We start from the raw sequence: 17,005 nt of genomic DNA, 5'->3' as shown, positions 1-17,005 counted from the left end.
CCGCCAGCGTTCAATCTGAGCCAGGATCAAACTCTTCAGTTCAATCTCATAGCAATTTTTTGGCACGCAAGTTCAAAGAAACATCGTTTCTTGAATCTTGACAGTGCAAGTATTTGGCTAAGCCAGACACTTACACCTATCGGTTATTCGTTTTGTTAAAGAGCAGTGCCGTACCGCGTTTCGTTTGCGGCGTCAGCTGAGGAGGCGAACTATAGCGAACCCCTAACCCCGCGTCAACACTCCAAGACGTATTTTTTGCGAAAAAACCACAAGCCATTGATTTAAATAGGCTGCCATTTTGAAAAAATCCGGAACCACACGCCAGGCCGGCTCTGCTACGCTGGATGCCCTACTCCATCCGATGCACAAATACCCGTTAATTCATGCAACGACACTGGCTTTTCGATCTCGACGACACGCTGCACCACGCCGGCGCACAGGTTTTTCCGCTGATTACGCTGCGGATGACTGCTTACATCATGCAACATCTGCAGGTAGATGAAGACGAGGCACACCGCCTGCGCAAGCTGTACTGGCGTCGTTATGGCGCGACCCTGGGCGGCCTAGTCAGGCATCACCGCGTCGATGCCGATCATTTCCTGCGCAGCACCCACGACATGGACGAACTCCTGCCTCTGATAGACAGCAGCAACCAGCTACCGCAGTTGCTGAGCCGCCTGCCGGGACGCAAATGGGTGTTTTCCAACGGTCCACAACACTATGTAGAGGCGATGATCGAACACCTGCACATTGGTCATCTGTTCGAGGAGGTATTCGGCATCGAACGCTTCGGCCACCCCAAACCGCGGGCAGCGGCCTACCGGCAGGTGCTGCGCCAAAGCGGCATTGCCGCCGAGCGCTGCATCATGGTGGAGGACACGTTGGCCAACCTGCGAACGGCACGGCAGCTGGGAATGAAAACGGTGTGGCTCAGCCAGCAGAAGCGCAAACCCTGCTGGGTCGACTACCGCATCGGCAGCCTGAACCAGCTGCCGCGTCTGGCACTTAGCGCCGGTGCTGCTGCCTGAGCGACAGCAGCAGGCAGGCAAACGCGCCCAGCGGCCACAAGTCGGCCACCAGGTCGACCAGCGCGCTCATGTTCAACAGATGGCCGTAACTCCAGCGGAACAGCGACAACACGTCGGATTGCAGACCGGACAGCGGCCAGAACGACACCACCAGCTGCGACAGCAGCAGGCACAGCATGGCGGCCAACGTTTGCGGCCAACGTTGGCCGCGCGTCACCGCCCACACCAGCAACAGGCCGCCAAGCAGGCCCAGCGCGACGTTAAGATTGACCCACTGGAAGAACAGCGCCGGTTTCAGCAACGCACCGGCGGTGACCAGTTTCAGCACAATCACCGTCAACAGGAAGTAAATAATGGCGCGCAGCTGATACTGGCGCCGGCTCAGGAAGCAGGTCAGGAACAGCAGGCTGCCAGCAAGATTGAGCATCGCGCTGCCGCCTTCGATCAGCATCAGGAACAATTGCGGATCCTGCAGTGGCGAGATGTACGGCTGCGGCAACCCTTCCGGCAACACCACCATGCCGAACAGCGGAATCGCCGGATTCAGCTGCGTCAGGAACCACAGCCCGATCAGCAGCAACGCGTAGTCGGCACTGCTGTCGCCGACGAACCAGCGCTGGCGTAGCGCTTTGCCCTGCGCCCAGAAGCGGGAAAACAGCGGAAAGGTCGCCAGTGTCGCACCGCAGGCGGCACCGCCGACGTTGTACAACACGTCAAGATTGGAGGCGACGCGCAGCGGCAGGAACTGCTGCAAGGTCTCCACCAGCACGCTGCTGACACTGGCCACCACCATCGCCAGACCCCAGCCCTGCCACTTGCGACGTGGCACCAGCGCCAGGCTGAAGCCGTAGGGAACGTAGATCAGCAAGTTGACGGCATTGTCGAAAAAACGGGTGTAGTACGGCAGCGGATAGAACAGGAAATCGAACAACGGCAAGCCGGTATCCTGCCAGCCGCTGAAGGGATAGGCGCTGAGGAACACGATCAGCGCGGCATTGATCAGCGCCGCGTGCAGCGCGACGTGACTGCGATCGGAAACGGGGGGAACGGAAGCGGGACGCATCGGTATTGTCTGGCCAGGAGAGCGGCTCAGGCCTGCGCCTCCGACCAAACGCCATCACGGAAGAAGCGGCGGTAACGCGTCAGCCATGGCGCGATGTCGTAGCCATTGCCAGCCAGCCAGGCCGGATCGAAGTAGCTGTTGAGGTAGCGGTTGCCGTCGTCACACAGCAGCGTGACGATGCTGCCGCCCTGCCCGTTACGCTGCATTTCCGCCGCCAGCTGGCAGACGCCGTAGAAATTGGTGCCGGTGGAGCCGCCGCACTTGCGCCCGAGCACCTCCTCCAGAAAGTGCACGGCGGCGTAGCTAGCGACATTCGGCACGCGGATCATGTGATCCACCACGCCGGGAATGAAGGACGGCTCGACACGCGGACGGCCGATGCCTTCCACCCCGGAGCCGCCGCTGCACTGCCGGTCGCGCTCGCCACTATAGTAGCTGTCGTAGAACACTGAGTTTTCCGGATCCACCACGCACACCCGTGTCGCCAGGCGCTGGTAGCGCACATAACGGCCAAAGGTGGCGCTGGTGCCGCCGGTGCCGGCGCCGCACACGATCCACTCCGGTACCGGATGCGGCTCCAGTGCCATCTGCCGGAAGATGGTATCGGCGATGTTGTTGTTGCCGCGCCAGTCGGTGGCGCGCTCGGCGTAGGTGAACTGGTCCATGTAGTGGCCGTCCAGCTGCTCTGCCAGTTGTCGCGACACGTCGTAGATGGTGGCCGGATCATCGACCAGATGACAGCGCCCGCAGTAGAACTCGATGGCGCGGATTTTCTCGGCCGAGGTGCTGCGCGGCATCACCGCGATGAACGGCAAGCCCAGCAGGCGGGCGAAGTAGGCCTCCGACACCGCGGTACTGCCGCTGGACGCCTCGATGATGCTGGTGCCGGCCTTGATCCAGCCGTTGCACAGGCCATAGAGGAACAGGGAACGCGCCAAACGGTGCTTGAGACTGCCGGTCGGATGGGTGGATTCGTCCTTGAAATAGAGCTGGATGTCGGGCAAGCCCGGCAGCGGCAAGGGAATCAGATGCGTATCGCTGGAGCGATTGAAGTCTGCCTCGATCTTTTGTACCGCCTGCGCTACCCAGCTGCTGCTCATTGTCATCTCCTTGGAATAGGCGCATTGTACCCGAGTCATGCAAAAAGGGCGCCGTAGCGCCCTTTTTCATGCCAGCCGCAGCCGGTTGATCAGAACTTCATCCCGATACCGACGCTGGTCACCAGCGGATTGATGTCGAGGGTGCCCAAATCGGTGCCATTGGAACTCACTTTAGTCTTGATCCACAGTTTCTTCATATCCAGGTTCAGGAACACGTCCTTGGTCAGCGGCATGTCCATGCCGACCTGCAGCGCAGGGCCAAAGCTGTTCTTTTTCACAGTCCAAGGCAGTACATCCGTGTTTTTCACACTGTAGAAACGGGTGTAGTTGATACCGGCACCGGCGTACGGACGGAACTGGCCTTCCGGATTGAAGTGGTACTGCAGGGTCAGTGTTGGTGGCAGCACCTTAACAGAACCCAGCTTGCCCAGATCGGAGGTCACATCGTGCTTGGATGTACCCAGAATCAGCTCGGCACCGATGTTGTTGGTGAGCATGTAGGTGAAATCCAGCTCCGGGATTGTATCGTCCGAAACATCCGCATGCACCGCTGCCAAGGTTTTATCAACCGAAGTCTGCGGGTTCACGTTAGTAATACGCAAACGTGCGATGATGTCGCCCTGTGCCGCGAAGGCACCGGCGGACAAGGAAGCCAGAATGGCGGCGATAGCGAATTTTTTCATGGTTATCTCCAAGCAAGTTCTGCGAAAATTCTTCTTGTTCGCCAAAGCACTCTTAATTGACCAGCAACTTGTCGAGCACGGCGAAGACGTGCGGCAAGAATAACCTTGCTCTGAAACAGGGTTTTTGCGTTAGATCATGAAACGATCATGAAATACCACGACCTGCGGGACTTCATGTCCCAGCTTGAATCGCAAGGCGAACTCAAGCGCATCAAGGTGCCGGTGTCGCCGCACCTGGAGATGACCGAGATCGGCGACCGCGTGCTGAAGGCCGGCGGCCCGGCGCTGCTGTTCGAACAGCCGCAACAGGGCGACAAGCGCTACGACATCCCGGTACTGGCCAACCTGTTCGGCACCCCCAAGCGGGTGGCGATGGGCATGGGCGCGGCCGACGTGATGGAATTGCGTGAAATCGGCAAGACCCTGGCCTACTTGAAGGAGCCGGAGCCGCCGAAGGGCCTACGCGATGCCTGGGACAAGCTGCCGCTCTTGAAGCAGGTGCTGTCGATGGCGCCGAAGGAAGTCAAGAAAGCAGCCTGCCAGCAGATCGTGTGGGAAGGCAGCGAAGTAGATCTGGCCCGTCTGCCGATCCAGCACTGCTGGCCGGGCGATGTGGCGCCGTTGATCACCTGGGGCCTGACCGTTACCCGTGGCCCGCACAAGAAGCGGCAGAATCTGGGCATCTACCGCCAGCAGGTCATCGGCCGCAACCGCGTGATCATGCGCTGGCTGGCGCACCGTGGCGGCGCGCTGGACTACCGCGAATTCCGTGCGGCCAACCCTGACGCGCCCTACCCGGTGGCCGTGGTGCTGGGTTGCGACCCGGCCACCATTCTGGGCGCAGTCACCCCGGTGCCGGACACACTGTCGGAATACCAGTTCGCCGGCCTGCTGCGCGGCAGCCGCACCGAGCTGGTGAAATGCATCGGTTCCGACCTGCAGGTGCCGGCCAGTGCCGAAATCGTGCTGGAAGGCCACATCCACCCCAACGACATGGCCTTGGAAGGCCCGTACGGTGACCACACCGGCTACTACAACGAACAGGACAGCTTCCCGGTATTCACCATCGACCGCATCACCATGCGCGACAAGCCGGTGTACCACAGCACCTACACCGGCAAACCGCCGGATGAACCGGCAGTGCTGGGCGTGGCGCTCAACGAAGTGTTCGTGCCCATCCTGCAGAAGCAGTTTCCGGAGATCGTGGATTTCTACCTGCCGCCAGAAGGCTGCAGCTACCGCATGGCGGTGATCAGCATCAAGAAGCAATACCCCGGCCACGCCAAGCGCGTGATGATGGGCTGCTGGAGCTTCCTGCGCCAGTTCATGTACACCAAGTTCATCGTGGTGGTGGACGACGACGTGAACACCCGCGACTGGAAGGAAGTGATCTGGGCGATCACCACCCGCATGGACCCGGTGCGCGATACCACGCTGATCGACAACACCCCTATTGATTATCTGGACTTTGCCAGCCCGATTTCCGGACTGGGCGGCAAGATGGGGCTGGACGCCACCAACAAGCTGCCGGGTGAGACCAATCGCGAATGGGGTACACCTATCGTGATGGATGCCGGCACGCGCCAGCGCGTGGACAGCCTGTGGCAGCAACTGGGCCTCTGATACGCCGCCGCAAATAATTGTGTTCCCCCGGACAGGGCGCGTTATCATCGCGCCCTGTCCGTACTTACCCTGGAGATATCACCATGATCAATGCCAATTCCCGCCAGCGCCTGAAACGCCTGAAACCCCGCCAGCGCAAGAAGCTGCGCGTTGGTGAGTTCCAGGAACTGGGCTTTACCGTGATCGCCAACCTGAAAGAAGACGCCGCTGCCGGCGCCCACGACGGCCTGCTGGATGCCTGGCTGGACGCGGTCGAGCAGCACGGTGTCAGCTTCGGCGGCCACTTCAGCGACGGCCAGCTGGACGGCATCGTGTTCCCGGTCAACGGCGTGGCGGTCACCGCCGAGATGCGCACCGCGCTGAACGCCTGGCTGCAGGCACGCGCCGAAGTCAGCGATGTGGAGTGCAGCGAGCTGCTGGACGTGTGGCACAGCGCCTGGTAAGACCGCGGCCAACCCTGGCGCCATGAAAAACGCCTCCGCACGCGGAGGCGTTTTTCTATGCGCGTCAGAACCGGCTCACGATCTCGCAAGCCAAAGTCAGATCAGGTGGAGCGAGCCAAAAAATCGCCGTTGATGCTGATATCGATACGCATGTTTTGGCCAATGCCGACGCAGGACCAGCCACTTGGATATCAGGGCGCAGCAGATCGTGAATCGCTTCTCAGGGCGTGGTCAGCCGGCGCCGCGCGTACAGCAGCAGGCCATCGGCCAGGTGCCGGTACAGCCGCGGCGCACGTGACCAAGGTTGGCCGCACAGCGGCAACGAATCGCCGGCCGCCGCCAGCGTCTGGCACAGTGCCAGCTGTTCGTGCTGCCACGCCAGCCAGTCCGCCTCGCCGCGGCGTTGCAGGCGCTGGTACTGCTGCGGCCACGGCGCACCGGACTGCAGGGTGCGCCAGCCGAAAAACAGCAGCGAATGCCACAGGGCAAAGCTGCTGTGACACTGGCGCCGGCACAGGGCCGGCAACACGGCGTTGACCGCCAGCAGCAAGGGCAACAGGGGCGGGATCATGGGAGCTCCTTTTTGTGCAATGCACAAAATCGGTATAAACCGCTTCCGCCGCCTTGCCAAGGCACTTCGATCACATGGCCACACCCGGCGGCCCGTCCCCTCGGCGGATCGGCACGAAAAAAAAGGCGTCGCCGTGCAGCAAACCGCACGGGACGCCCTAAACAGGGACCTACAAACTTACAGGCTGACCCAGCGCGGGCTGGTCAACGCTTCCGGCTGCAGCAGCTTGTCCAGCTGCTCGCGCGTCAGCAGGCCGCGACGCAGCACGATGTCGTAGACGCTGCCGCCGTTGGCGTGCGCCTCGGTCGCCACTTCGGTGGCGGCGGCGTAGCCGATATACGGGTTCAGTGCCGTCACCAGACCGACGGAGCGGTGCACGGTTTCCAGCAGGTAGTCGCGGTTGGCGGTGATGCCGACCACGCAGTTTTCGCGCAGCGTGTCGCAGGCCGCGGTCAGGTGGCTGACGCTGCGGAACAGGCTGTAGGCGATCACCGGCTCGAAGGCGTTCAGCTGCAGCTGGCCGGCCTCGGCCGCCATGGTGACGGTCATGTCGTTGCCGATCACCTCGTACGCGACCTGGGTCACCACCTCCGGAATCACCGGATTGACCTTGCCCGGCATGATGGACGAGCCGGCCTGACGCGCCGGCAGGTTGATCTCGCCGAGGCCTGCACGCGGGCCGGAGGACAACAGGCGCAGGTCATTGCAGCTCTTGGACAGCTTCACCGCCACGCGCTTGAGCACGCCGGACAGCTGCACGAAGGCGCCGCAGTCCTGGGTGGCCTCGATCAGGTTGGGCGCGGTCTGCAGCGCGATGCCGGTCAGCGCCGACAACTTCTCGCACACCAGCGGCGTGTAGTCCGGATGCGCGGTGATGCCGGTGCCGATGGCGGTGGCGCCGAGGTTGATCTCCAGCATCAGCGCGCTGGCTTCGTACAGGCGCTGCTCGTCCTCGCCTAGCATCACTGCATAGGTGCGGAATTCCTGGCCCAGGGTCATCGGCACCGCGTCCTGCAGCTGGGTGCGGCCCATCTTCAGCACGTCGGAAAATTCATCGGCCTTGTCGTCGAAGCTGTCGCGCAGGCGCGCCATCGCCGCCAGCAGGCGCTGCACGCCCCAGAAGGTCGCCAGACGCAGTGCGGTCGGGTACACGTCATTGGTGCTCTGCCCCATGTTCACGTGCTCGTTCGGGTGCAGGTGCTGATACTCGCCCTTGGCGTGACCCATGATCTCCAGCGCGCGGTTGGCGATCACTTCGTTGGCGTTCATGTTGGTGGAGGTGCCGGCACCGCCCTGGATCACGTCGACCACGAACTGGTCGTGCAGCTTGCCGGCACGGATTTCCTCGCACGCCAGCACGATGGCATCCTTGTGCTTGCCGTCCAGCAGACCCAGCTGGTGGTTGGCCAGCGCGGCAGCCTGCTTGATCACCGCCAGTGCGCGGATCAGGTCGCCGTAGCTGGCGATGGTCTGGCCGGTAATCGGGAAGTTCTCGATGGCGCGCAGGGTATGCACACCCCAGTAAACGTGGGCCGGGACCTCGCGGTCGCCAAGCAGATCGTGGTCAAGACGGGTCGACATGGTGTGGTTCTTGTGTGAGGAAGGATGGCCGCCACTGTAGCGCCGCCATGACAGCCCCGACCAATTCCGAATGGCGATGGGATGATGCAGGATTTGCATGATCATCCATCGTGCCGGCAACACACACCCAAAAGACAATAAAATGCGGCCAACCTTGCCACAAAGGTTGGCCGCAATAGCGGATTGCACCGCGCTACACCGCCGGATAGCGCGCCGCCAGCTGCTGCCACAGCGCGTCCAGCGCCGGCAGTTCGCGCCGCGCGTCGCGGTAGACGCGGATCTCCATCGGCAGCGTCCACTGCTCGCCGCCCGCGGCACACAACTGGCCGACCGCCAGCTCGCGCTGCACTGCGCTGTGCGGCAGGAAGGCGACACCGTGCCCTTCCAGCACCATCGCCTTCAGCCCCTCGGCCATGTCGGTCTCGAAGCACTGCCGCAGCGCGCACACCGCTGGCGCCCGCTCCAGGATCAGGTCGGTCATGCGCCGGAAGTAGGCATTCGGGCCGTAGCCGAGGAAAGGCAGCGGCGCGGCGCTGCTGCCGGGCAGCTGCCACTGCGGCTGGCCGTCGGGCATGGCGCGCGCGAACGGCCCCAGCGTCTCGCTACCCAAGCGCAGGCCGGGAAAGCGGCCGGCGCTCAGCTCCACCGGATGGCGCGGATGGTGGTAACACAGCAGCAGGTCGGCATTGCCCTCCACCAGCGCCACCACCGCGTCGTGCACGTTGTGCGCCAAGAGTCGCCACGACACCTCGCCCAGCGCCGCACGCTCGTCCGCCAGCCAGCGCGGCACGAAGCCGAACGACAGCGTGTGCGGCACCGCCAGCGTCAGCGTGGTGCCGTCCGCCGCGTGCAGCCCGCGCAGCAGGGTGCGGGTGCTGGACAGCTCGCCGACCAGCTGCCGCGCCTTGTCCAGCAGCAGCTCGCCGGCCGGCGTCAGCCGCGTCGGCCAGGTGGTGCGGTCGATCAGGTCGGCGCCCAGCCACTGCTCCAGCGCCTTGATGCGGCGCGAGAACGCCGGCTGCGTCAGGTGACGCAATTCGGCGGAGCGGGTAAAGCTGCCGGTCTCGGCCAATACCAGAAAGTCTTCCAGCCAGCGGGTTTCCATAGCACACCTCCTGCGATGGCTTGCAGCGTAAACGCTCTGCCGGCCGCACGCAAAAAAGGTTGGCCGCATGAGTGATCATGCGGCCAACCTTTTTCAAAACATCAACGAGCGCGGCTCAGTCGCGCTCCAGCTCCCACAGCGCCGACTGCAGCGATTCCATCCGTGCATCCAGCGCGCTGCGGGCGTCGGCCAGTGCGCGGTTGTAGATCGCCGGGCCGATGCGCGCGGCGACGAACAACAGCAGCGACTGCGCGTCGAACGCACCCAGCTCGACCCCGAACTCGTCATCCAGCTGGCGCTGCAGTGCCGGGGCCAGCTCGGCAAGCTGGGCGTGGCTGAGGAAACGTTCGTCGCGACTCATGGCAAGACTCCGGAATGACGCGCTGCCGCCGGACGGCGGCAGCGCAAAACGCGCAGTCTATCAGCCTTGCTTGGCCATTGCCGGTTGCAGCTCGACGTCACGGCCCTGCGGCTCGATATCGTCATCGTCGTCCAGTTGCGGCAGGGCGGCGGTCAGCTGCTTCTCGGTCTTGGCGACCACGCTGGCGGCGATGGCGTTACCCAGCACGTTGGTGGCGGAACGGCCCATGTCCAGGAAGTGGTCGACGCCCAGCAGCAGCAGCAGGCCGGCTTCCGGAATGTTGAACTGCGCCAGGGTGGCGGCAATCACCACCAGCGAGGCGCGCGGCACACCGGCCATGCCCTTGGACGTCACCATCAGGATCAGCAGCATGGTGATTTCCTGCGACAGCGTCAGGTCGATACCGTAGGCCTGGGCGATGAAGATGGTCGCGAAGGTGCAGTACATCATCGAGCCGTCGAGGTTGAACGAGTAGCCCATCGGCAGCACGAAGCTGGCAATGCGGTCGGAGCAGCCGAAGCGCTTCAGGCGATCCAGGGTTTTCGGATAGGCGGCCTCGGAGCTGGCAGTGGAGAACGCCAGCAGCGCCGGCTCGCGCACCGCGCGCAGCAGCTCGATGACACGGCCTTTCAGGAAGATCGCGCCCATGGCCAGCAGCGCCAGCCACAGCAGGCCCAGCGACATGTAGAACTGCGCCATGAAGCTGCCGTAGGTGGACAGGATGCCGAGGCCTTCCTTGGCCACCATGCCGGCGATGGCGGCAAATACCGCGAACGGTGCGAAGTTCATCACGTAGCCGGTGACCTTCAGCATGATGTGTGCCACGGCGTCGATGGCGTCGATCAGACCCTTGGCCTTGTCGCCGATGGCGGCGGCACCGGTGCCGAAGAACAGCGAGAACACCACGATGGCGAGGATCTCGTTCTTGGCCATCGCGTCGAACACGCTCTTCGGAATCAGGTGGCTGATGAAGTCCTTCAGCGTCAGCGCGCCCTTCTCGATGCCGGAGCTGGCGGTAATGTCCGGCAGCGGCAGGCTGAGGCCGACACCCGGCTTCAGCAGGTTGACCATCACCAGGCCCAGCATCAGCGATACCAGCGATGCGGTCACGAACCAGCCCATCGCCTTGGCGCCGATGCGGCCAACGGTAGCGGAGTCGCCCATGCGTGCAATGCCGACCACCAGGGTGGAGAACACCAGCGGCGCAATGATCATCTTGATCAGACGCAGGAAGATGTCGGTCAGAACGGACAGATTGTCGGCAAAGGATTTGATGGCTTCCGGGCTGCCGGCCATCTCGCGCCAGGCATAACCGGTGATGATGCCCAGAACCATTGCGGCCAGGATCATCGTTGTCAGTCGATTGAGTTTCACGGGGACTCCATGCATATGAGGGTCAATAACACTTTCGTGGTTCCGGCCAGGCCGGCGTACGGCATCTGGCGTGCCGTTTACTATTGGCAGCCCCTACAGCACAGACCGTGCCAGCCCGCATCACGGGCAAACCCTTGATTTACAAGGCATACACACGTCATGAAAAGCCGTACACTCGGCAAATCGAACAGCCACCCAAACGGCATCCGGATTTCCGAACACCCTACCCCCGCCGCGCGGCCATAGAAAAACCGCCCGTCATGGCCAGCATGACGGGCGGTGTGGGGCGTGGCCGCTTCAGTCGCCGCTGGCGGCCTGCGCCACCCAGTCGGCGGTATGCGCCGCCGCCTTGAATTCGTGCACCACCTGTTGCAGCTCGGCAAAGGCACGCGGCGCGTCCAGTGCGGCGCAGGCGTCGCGCAAGACCGCCAGGTGGCCGGCCAGCTCCGCCGGCGGCAGGTGGTATTCCTGCGCGCGCATGATGCGCGGATGGTCGGTGGCCAACACGCCGTCACCGATCAGCAGCTCCTCGTACAGCTTCTCGCCCGGACGCAGGCCGGTGCAGCGGATCTCGATGTCGCCGTGCGGATGGTAGTCGTCGCGCACCTCCAGCCCGGACAGGTGGATCATGCGCCGCGCCAGATCCATGATCTTCACCGGCTCGCCCATGTCCAGCACGAACACGTCGCCGCCCTCGCCCATCGCGCCGGCCTGGATCACCAGCTGCGCCGCCTCGGGGATGGTCATGAAGTAGCGAGTGATGTCCGGATGGGTCAGCGTCACCGGCCCGCCTGCGGCGATCTGCTGCTTGAACAGCGGCACCACCGAGCCGGAGCTGCCCAGCACGTTGCCGAAGCGCACCATCACGAAACGGGTGCGGCTGCCGGCGGCGTGGCGCGCCTGCAGTGTCAGCTCGGCCAGACGCTTGCTGGCGCCCATCACGTTGGTTGGCCGCACGGCTTTATCAGTGGAAATCAGCACGAAGGTGGCGACGCCGGCCTCCTGTGCCGCCTGCGCGCAGCTGTCGGTGCCGAAGGCGTTGTTGACGATGCCGGCCACCGGATTGTGCTCCACCATCGGCACATGTTTATAAGCCGCCGCGTGGTACACCGTCTCCACCGCGAACGCCTGCAGCACCGAGCCCAGCCGCGCGCCATCGGTGACGCTGCCCAGCACCGGCGTGCGCGCCACCGCCGGCGCCAGCCGCGCCAGCTCCTGGTCGATCGCGTACAGCGCGTATTCACTCAGCTCGAACAGCACGATGCGCGCCGGACGGTTCTTCACGATCTGGCGGCACAGTTCGGAACCGATGGAGCCACCGGCGCCGGTGACCATCACCACCTTGCCGCGGATATTGGCGGCCAGCAGCTCCGGCTGCGGCGGCACCTGGTCGCGGCCGAGCACGTCGTCGATCTCCACCTCGCGCAGTTCTTCCACCCGCACCTCGCCGGACACCAGATCGGCCATCCCCGGCAGGCGCTTGATCGGCACGTGCAGGGTTTCCAGCTGTTCCAGGATCTGGCGGTGGCGGCCGCGGCTGGCCGACGGCATCGCCAGCAGGATGGCCTCGGCCTCGGTGTCCTTCAGCAACTGCGGCAGGGTCAGCGGATCATGCACCGTCAGGCCGCGGAAGGTGCGGCGCCACAGCTGCGGGTTGTCATCGACAAAGGCCAGCGGCCGGTATTCGCGGCCCTCGTGCAGCGCCGCCATCAGCTGCAGCCCGGCACGGCCGGCGCCGTAGATGATCACCGGCCGCCGCGGCGCGTCCAGCGCGTCGATGCGACGCACGATGCCGCGCAGGAAAAAGCGGCTGCCGCCGATATAGGCCATCGCGAACACCCAGAAGATCACGATGGCGGTACGCGGAAACGGCGCGATGCCGGCCATCAGGATCACCGCCATCAGCAGCAGCACCGACAGCGACACGCCGACGAACACGGTGTACACGATGCGATCGTCGAGGAATTTCAGCACCGCGCGATACAGCCCCAGCTTGATGAAGATCGGCAGCACCCACAGCGGCGGCACCGCGAAAATCCACAGGTACGGATCCAGCTTCGGGTCCCAGTTGCCACCCAGGCGCAGCAGCACCGCGCTCCACAGCGCCAGCGGCAGCAGCAACGCATCCAGCAGCATCAACAGCGCCATCTTGTGGTGGCGCGAGAAGGACAGCAGTTTTTCCAGCATGTTGTTCCCAAGGTTGGCCGCAGACAGGGCCGAAAGCCTAGCGCGACACGATCTTCAGCAAGGTGGCAAGGATGATCTGCACATCGCCCCACAGCGTGTAGCTGCGCGCGTATTGCAGGTAGTAATCCAGCTTCTGCGGCAGGATCGATTCGATATACATCTTTTCCGCATCCGCCGCTTTGCCGAGCAGCTCGTTCTCGTCGATCATGCGGATCGACGCCCAGTCGGTAATGCCGGGGCGTACCGACAGCACGACCTCCTTCACCCGCGCCGGATAAAGCGCCACATACTTCGGCACCTCCGGGCGCGGGCCGACCAGGCTCATGTCGCCGAACAGCACGTCCAGCAGCTGCGGCAGCTCGTCCAGCTTGGTCTTGCGCAGCAGGCGACCGGCGCGGGTGACGCGGGCGTCGGCGCCCACCGTCAGCTGGCCGGCGGCTTCGGCATTGATCTGCATGGTGCGGAACTTGTGGATGCGGAACAGCTGGCCGCCGCGCCCTACCCGCACCTGGCGGAAGAACACCGGCCCCGGCGAATCCAGCTTCACCCACAGCGCGATCAGCAGCAGCAGCGGCCAGATCAGCCACAGCCCGGCCAGCACCGCGATCAGGTCGAACAGGCGCTTCAGCAGCGGCGAACCGTGTGTGGCGGCCAGGGTTGGCCGCAGGTTATCAGGCAGCTCGCTCATCACTGGCCCAGCAGCTGGCGCACGGCGGCAATGACACGGCTCTGGTCGTCGTCGCTCATGCGGGTATACAGCGGCAGCGTCACCTCGGCTTCGAACGCCGCATCGGCCACCGGAAAGTCCTCGCGCTTCAGGCCGTAGCCGTCGCGCCATACCGGCTGGCGGTGCAACGGAATGAAGTGCACCGAGCAGCCGATACCCAGCTCGGCCATGCGCACGATGAAATCGTCGCGGCTGATGCCGGCTTCCGGCTTGAGGCGCACCGGGTACAAATGCCAGGCGTGCGTGCTGCCGGCATCCACCGGCCGCGCCGGCAGGATCAGCGGCAGGTCGGCCAGCTCGCGGTCAAAGCGTGCGGCCAACGTTTCGCGCTTCTGCAGGAAGGCGTTGATCTTCTTCAGCTGGTGGATGCCCATCGCCGCGGCGGTGTCCGGCATGTTGTACTTGTAACCGGGCGCGACCACCTCGTAGTACCAGGCCGGGGTCTTGGAGGTGTAGCGGTCGAAGGCATCACGGCTGATGCCGTGCAGGCGCATCACCTTGCAGCGCGCAATGATGTCCTTGTTCTTGGACACCACCATGCCGCCTTCGCCGGTGGTCATGGTCTTGTTGGCGTAGAAGCTGAACACGGTGACATCGGAATCCAGCGTGCCGATCAGCTTGCCCTTGTAGCGGGTGGGCATCGCGTGGGCGGCGTCTTCGACGATCTTCAGCTTATGCTCGCGGGCGATGGCGATGATGGCGTCCATGTCGCAGGCGAGACCGGCAAAGTGCACCGGCATGATGGCGCGGGTCTTCGGCGTAATGGCGGCGCGGATCGCTTCCGGACGGATGTTGAAGGTCACCGGATCGACATCCACGATCACCGGATGCGCGCCCAGATAGCGCACCACCTCGGCGGTGGCGGTAAAGGTGTAGCTGGGCACGATCACCTCGTCGCCCTCGCCCACCCCCACCGCTTCCAGCGCCAGGTGCAGACCGGCGGTGGCGGAGTTGACGGCGATGGCTTCCACGCCGTCACCGATGAACGCCGCAAAATCCGCCTCGAATTGCTTGGTCTTGGGGCCGGTAGTCACCCAGCCGGAGCGCAGCGCATCGACCACTTCGTTGATTTCGTCTTCGCCGATGTCCGGCAGGGCGAAGGGGAGGAATTTTTGTTCAGTCATGATTTTCACTCTAAAATGATTTAGCGAGACTTACAGCTTTCTCCACCAATACATTCAGTCTTTTACCTATCTCGTCCCTCTCAAAATCAGTCGGCTTATAGACAACAAAGACTAATTCTGGCGGACGAACACCAGAGAAATACTCATCTAATGCAGTATGTAATTCACTCTGCAAAACAGAAAAATCGTTTAACAACTCATCTACTTCTTTACTTTTAAGCAGTAAGCCAGCTTTAGCATCAAATGATGCCCCCTTCATTTTCAACTTGGCCGAATCTAGCGCCTCCCACCTTTTGCCATAATCGGCTTTAGGCATGGGCACTGTATTAGCATCAGCAGGCATCTCTGAAGCCAACAAAGAAGGGTACCTAACATCATTAAACCGCTCTTGATATTCGTAGACACTCCTAATTAATTTGCCTGCCAATTCATGCTGTTTTGTACCTATCAATTGCTTTTTCCATGTTTGCAATCCCATATAAGCAACCACTACAGCACCTAGCCCCGCAAGCGAACCGATCAATGAAGTAACCAGCCCGATAATTTCTTTTGTTGTTTCCCAGTGAATACTCTGGATAGCCAAACATAACTCCACGCTTTATCCATCCTTGATCCAATGCAACTTATGTTCAATGTTGGCCGCAACGTCTGCGACGCGCCCATCCCGTCAGCCGCTCGCCGGACAAACCGTTCTCGCCAAGGGTAAACGCCGCCGCATGTCCGAGCGCAGCGAGTTCGGCGGCGCCTTGGCGCGGGCGGGCTTGGCCGGGGTTTCGCGCGGCGTCGGGTCGCCTTTTCTTTGCTTACTTTCTTTTGGCGAAGCAAAAGAAAGTGAGCCGCCGCCGCGCGGAAAGCGGCACTTCAAACAACGCCGCGCAGCGGCACATCAAACAAAACCCCCACTGCGGCCAACCTTGCCGGGTTACGCTGCGCTAAGCCGACCTACCTTAAAACCTGAAACCTTGGCCGCGTCACTTCAATTTGTCCGCCAGCCGCTTGCCGATCTTCTGCGTCGGCAACTCGACAAAGCGGTTGATCGCCACCGCCATATACCAGGTCGCTGCCAGCGCGATGGCCACCATCAGCCACCACGGGGTGCCGTATTGTGCCAGCGCGAACAGGATGGCGTAACCGGCGACCGAGTGGCAGACGTACCAGGCGTAGCTGACGCCGGCGACGCGCACCAGCAGCGGCGCGGCCACCAGCCGTGGCCACAGCGCGCCGGCGATGAACAGCGCGATGCCGATGCCGTAGCTGGCGTACAGCTCGGCGCTGTGCCAGTTGGTCACCCACACGAACAGGCCCAGCATGGCGAGGAAGTGCAGCACGGTTTCCCATTTGCCGGCCTGCCCGGTCTGGTAGAAGTACAGCCAGCAACCGGCAAACATCAGCGGGAAGTAGCAGACGATGGTCTGGAAAGGGTTGGGCGCGGCATAGCGGCACAGCCAGCCGATCAGCGGCAGCAGCAGCCAGATCGCCCACTTGATGCGCCGGCCGGTGAGCGCGAATGCCGTGCCGAGCATCGCGTAGAACCACAGCTCCACTTTCAGCGTCCACATCACCGGATCGATGTTTCGCCCGCCCAGCCAGTCCTGAAACGCGATGCTGGCGTGGCCCAGCACGTCGGTGCGGGTCACGTCGAATTCGCCGCCCGGCAGCCAGGACGCCAGCCACAGCGCGGCAACGCTCAGCGCCAGCCCGGCCCAGTAGGTGGGATAGATGCGGAACAGCCGCGATACCGCGAAGCGTGCCGCGCCCATGCGGGTGAGCGACAGCGGGATCAGCAGGCCGGAGATCAGCAGGAACAGCCCCACCCCCACCGCGCCGAGGTTGAACGGCAGCACGAAGGCGGCGTCGTGGTAACCGCTGAGCGGTGGCAGATGCATCACCTCGGCGATGCGGTCGCGGCGCTGCCAGAAGATCTGCGTGTAATGGAACAGCACCACGGCCAGCATGGCCAGGCCGCGCAGGCCGTCGGCAAAGTCGAAGCGGATGTGTTGCTGTTGCTGGCTCATGCTGTTCCCGTTGTCGAAAG

Annotated in this window: 16 protein-coding genes; 3 read left to right on the top strand and 13 right to left on the bottom strand. The window is 63.1% G+C overall.

Annotated elements, in window-relative coordinates:
• The first annotated feature begins 383 nt into the window (after window positions 1-383).
• Complete coding sequence (locus tag PQU96_RS10470; RefSeq protein ID WP_272772266.1) at window positions 384-1,028, top strand: pyrimidine 5'-nucleotidase; 645 nt, start codon at window positions 384-386, stop codon at window positions 1,026-1,028.
• On the opposite strand, the gene PQU96_RS10465 is transcribed toward PQU96_RS10470, so the two are convergent.
• The 3 genes from PQU96_RS10465 to PQU96_RS10455 all read right to left on the bottom strand — a co-directional run bounded on the left by PQU96_RS10465 (window position 1,006) and on the right by PQU96_RS10455 (window position 3,874).
• Complete coding sequence (locus PQU96_RS10465) at window positions 1,006-2,091, bottom strand: VanZ family protein (protein WP_272772265.1); 1,086 nt, start codon at window positions 2,089-2,091, stop codon at window positions 1,006-1,008. The genes PQU96_RS10470 and PQU96_RS10465 overlap by 23 nt on opposite strands.
• A gap of 26 nt (window positions 2,092-2,117) precedes the next feature.
• Window positions 2,118-3,191, bottom strand: coding sequence for a PLP-dependent cysteine synthase family protein (locus PQU96_RS10460; RefSeq protein WP_272772264.1), 1,074 nt, complete (start codon window positions 3,189-3,191; stop codon window positions 2,118-2,120).
• An 89-nt stretch (window positions 3,192-3,280) separates the two neighbouring features.
• The gene (locus PQU96_RS10455) at window positions 3,281-3,874 is read right to left on the bottom strand and encodes an OmpW/AlkL family protein (protein WP_272772263.1); all 594 of its coding nucleotides are present in this window, start codon (window positions 3,872-3,874) and stop codon (window positions 3,281-3,283) included.
• 147 nt (window positions 3,875-4,021) lie between these two features.
• Here PQU96_RS10455 and ubiD point away from each other — a divergent pair, with 147 nt between their 5' ends.
• Window positions 4,022-5,497 carry a 4-hydroxy-3-polyprenylbenzoate decarboxylase gene (ubiD, locus tag PQU96_RS10450; RefSeq protein ID WP_272772262.1) on the top strand — a complete coding sequence of 492 codons (1,476 nt, stop codon included), beginning with the start codon at window positions 4,022-4,024 and terminating at the stop codon, window positions 5,495-5,497.
• A gap of 83 nt (window positions 5,498-5,580) precedes the next feature.
• Window positions 5,581-5,940 carry a YggL family protein gene (locus tag PQU96_RS10445; protein ID WP_272772261.1) on the top strand — a complete coding sequence of 120 codons (360 nt, stop codon included), beginning with the start codon at window positions 5,581-5,583 and terminating at the stop codon, window positions 5,938-5,940.
• A gap of 220 nt (window positions 5,941-6,160) precedes the next feature.
• Here PQU96_RS10445 and PQU96_RS10440 read toward each other — a convergent pair whose 3' ends face one another.
• From PQU96_RS10440 to PQU96_RS10395, 10 genes are all read right to left on the bottom strand, one after another.
• A complete protein-coding gene (locus PQU96_RS10440) occupies window positions 6,161-6,511 on the bottom strand; it encodes a hypothetical protein (RefSeq protein ID WP_272772260.1) in 351 nt (116 codons plus the stop codon).
• Between the two features lie 177 nt (window positions 6,512-6,688).
• A complete protein-coding gene (gene aspA, locus PQU96_RS10435; RefSeq protein WP_272772258.1) occupies window positions 6,689-8,092 on the bottom strand; it encodes an aspartate ammonia-lyase in 1,404 nt (467 codons plus the stop codon).
• Window positions 8,093-8,285: 193 nt separating this feature from the next.
• Window positions 8,286-9,197, bottom strand: coding sequence for a LysR substrate-binding domain-containing protein (locus tag PQU96_RS10430; RefSeq protein WP_272772257.1), 912 nt, complete (start codon window positions 9,195-9,197; stop codon window positions 8,286-8,288).
• Window positions 9,198-9,312: 115 nt separating this feature from the next.
• Entirely contained in the window at window positions 9,313-9,558 is a 246-nt protein-coding gene (locus PQU96_RS10425) for a DUF2164 domain-containing protein (protein ID WP_272772256.1), read from the bottom strand.
• 60 nt (window positions 9,559-9,618) lie between these two features.
• A complete protein-coding gene (locus PQU96_RS10420) occupies window positions 9,619-10,932 on the bottom strand; it encodes a dicarboxylate/amino acid:cation symporter (protein WP_272772255.1) in 1,314 nt (437 codons plus the stop codon).
• Between the two features lie 297 nt (window positions 10,933-11,229).
• On the bottom strand, window positions 11,230-13,119 hold the full coding sequence (locus tag PQU96_RS10415; RefSeq protein WP_272772253.1) for a polysaccharide biosynthesis protein: 1,890 nt from the start codon (window positions 13,117-13,119) through the stop codon (window positions 11,230-11,232).
• A gap of 37 nt (window positions 13,120-13,156) precedes the next feature.
• The gene (locus PQU96_RS10410; RefSeq protein WP_272772252.1) at window positions 13,157-13,807 is read right to left on the bottom strand and encodes a sugar transferase; all 651 of its coding nucleotides are present in this window, start codon (window positions 13,805-13,807) and stop codon (window positions 13,157-13,159) included.
• Window positions 13,807-14,970 carry a DegT/DnrJ/EryC1/StrS family aminotransferase gene (locus PQU96_RS10405; RefSeq protein WP_272772251.1) on the bottom strand — a complete coding sequence of 388 codons (1,164 nt, stop codon included), beginning with the start codon at window positions 14,968-14,970 and terminating at the stop codon, window positions 13,807-13,809. Before PQU96_RS10405 ends, PQU96_RS10410 begins: the two co-directional genes overlap by 1 nt.
• A 10-nt stretch (window positions 14,971-14,980) precedes the next feature.
• A complete protein-coding gene (locus PQU96_RS10400) occupies window positions 14,981-15,553 on the bottom strand; it encodes a hypothetical protein (protein WP_272772249.1) in 573 nt (190 codons plus the stop codon).
• A 388-nt stretch (window positions 15,554-15,941) separates the two neighbouring features.
• Window positions 15,942-16,985 carry an acyltransferase family protein gene (locus PQU96_RS10395; protein ID WP_272772248.1) on the bottom strand — a complete coding sequence of 348 codons (1,044 nt, stop codon included), beginning with the start codon at window positions 16,983-16,985 and terminating at the stop codon, window positions 15,942-15,944.
• Between the last annotated feature and the right edge of the window lie 20 nt (window positions 16,986-17,005).

Source organism: Vogesella margarita, assembly GCF_028548475.1.
In the GTDB taxonomy this organism is placed as follows: Bacteria; Pseudomonadota; Gammaproteobacteria; order Burkholderiales; family Chromobacteriaceae; genus Vogesella; species Vogesella margarita.
The sequence above is the reverse complement of the archived record's forward strand: the minus strand, read 5'-3'. Positions and strand labels throughout refer to the sequence as shown.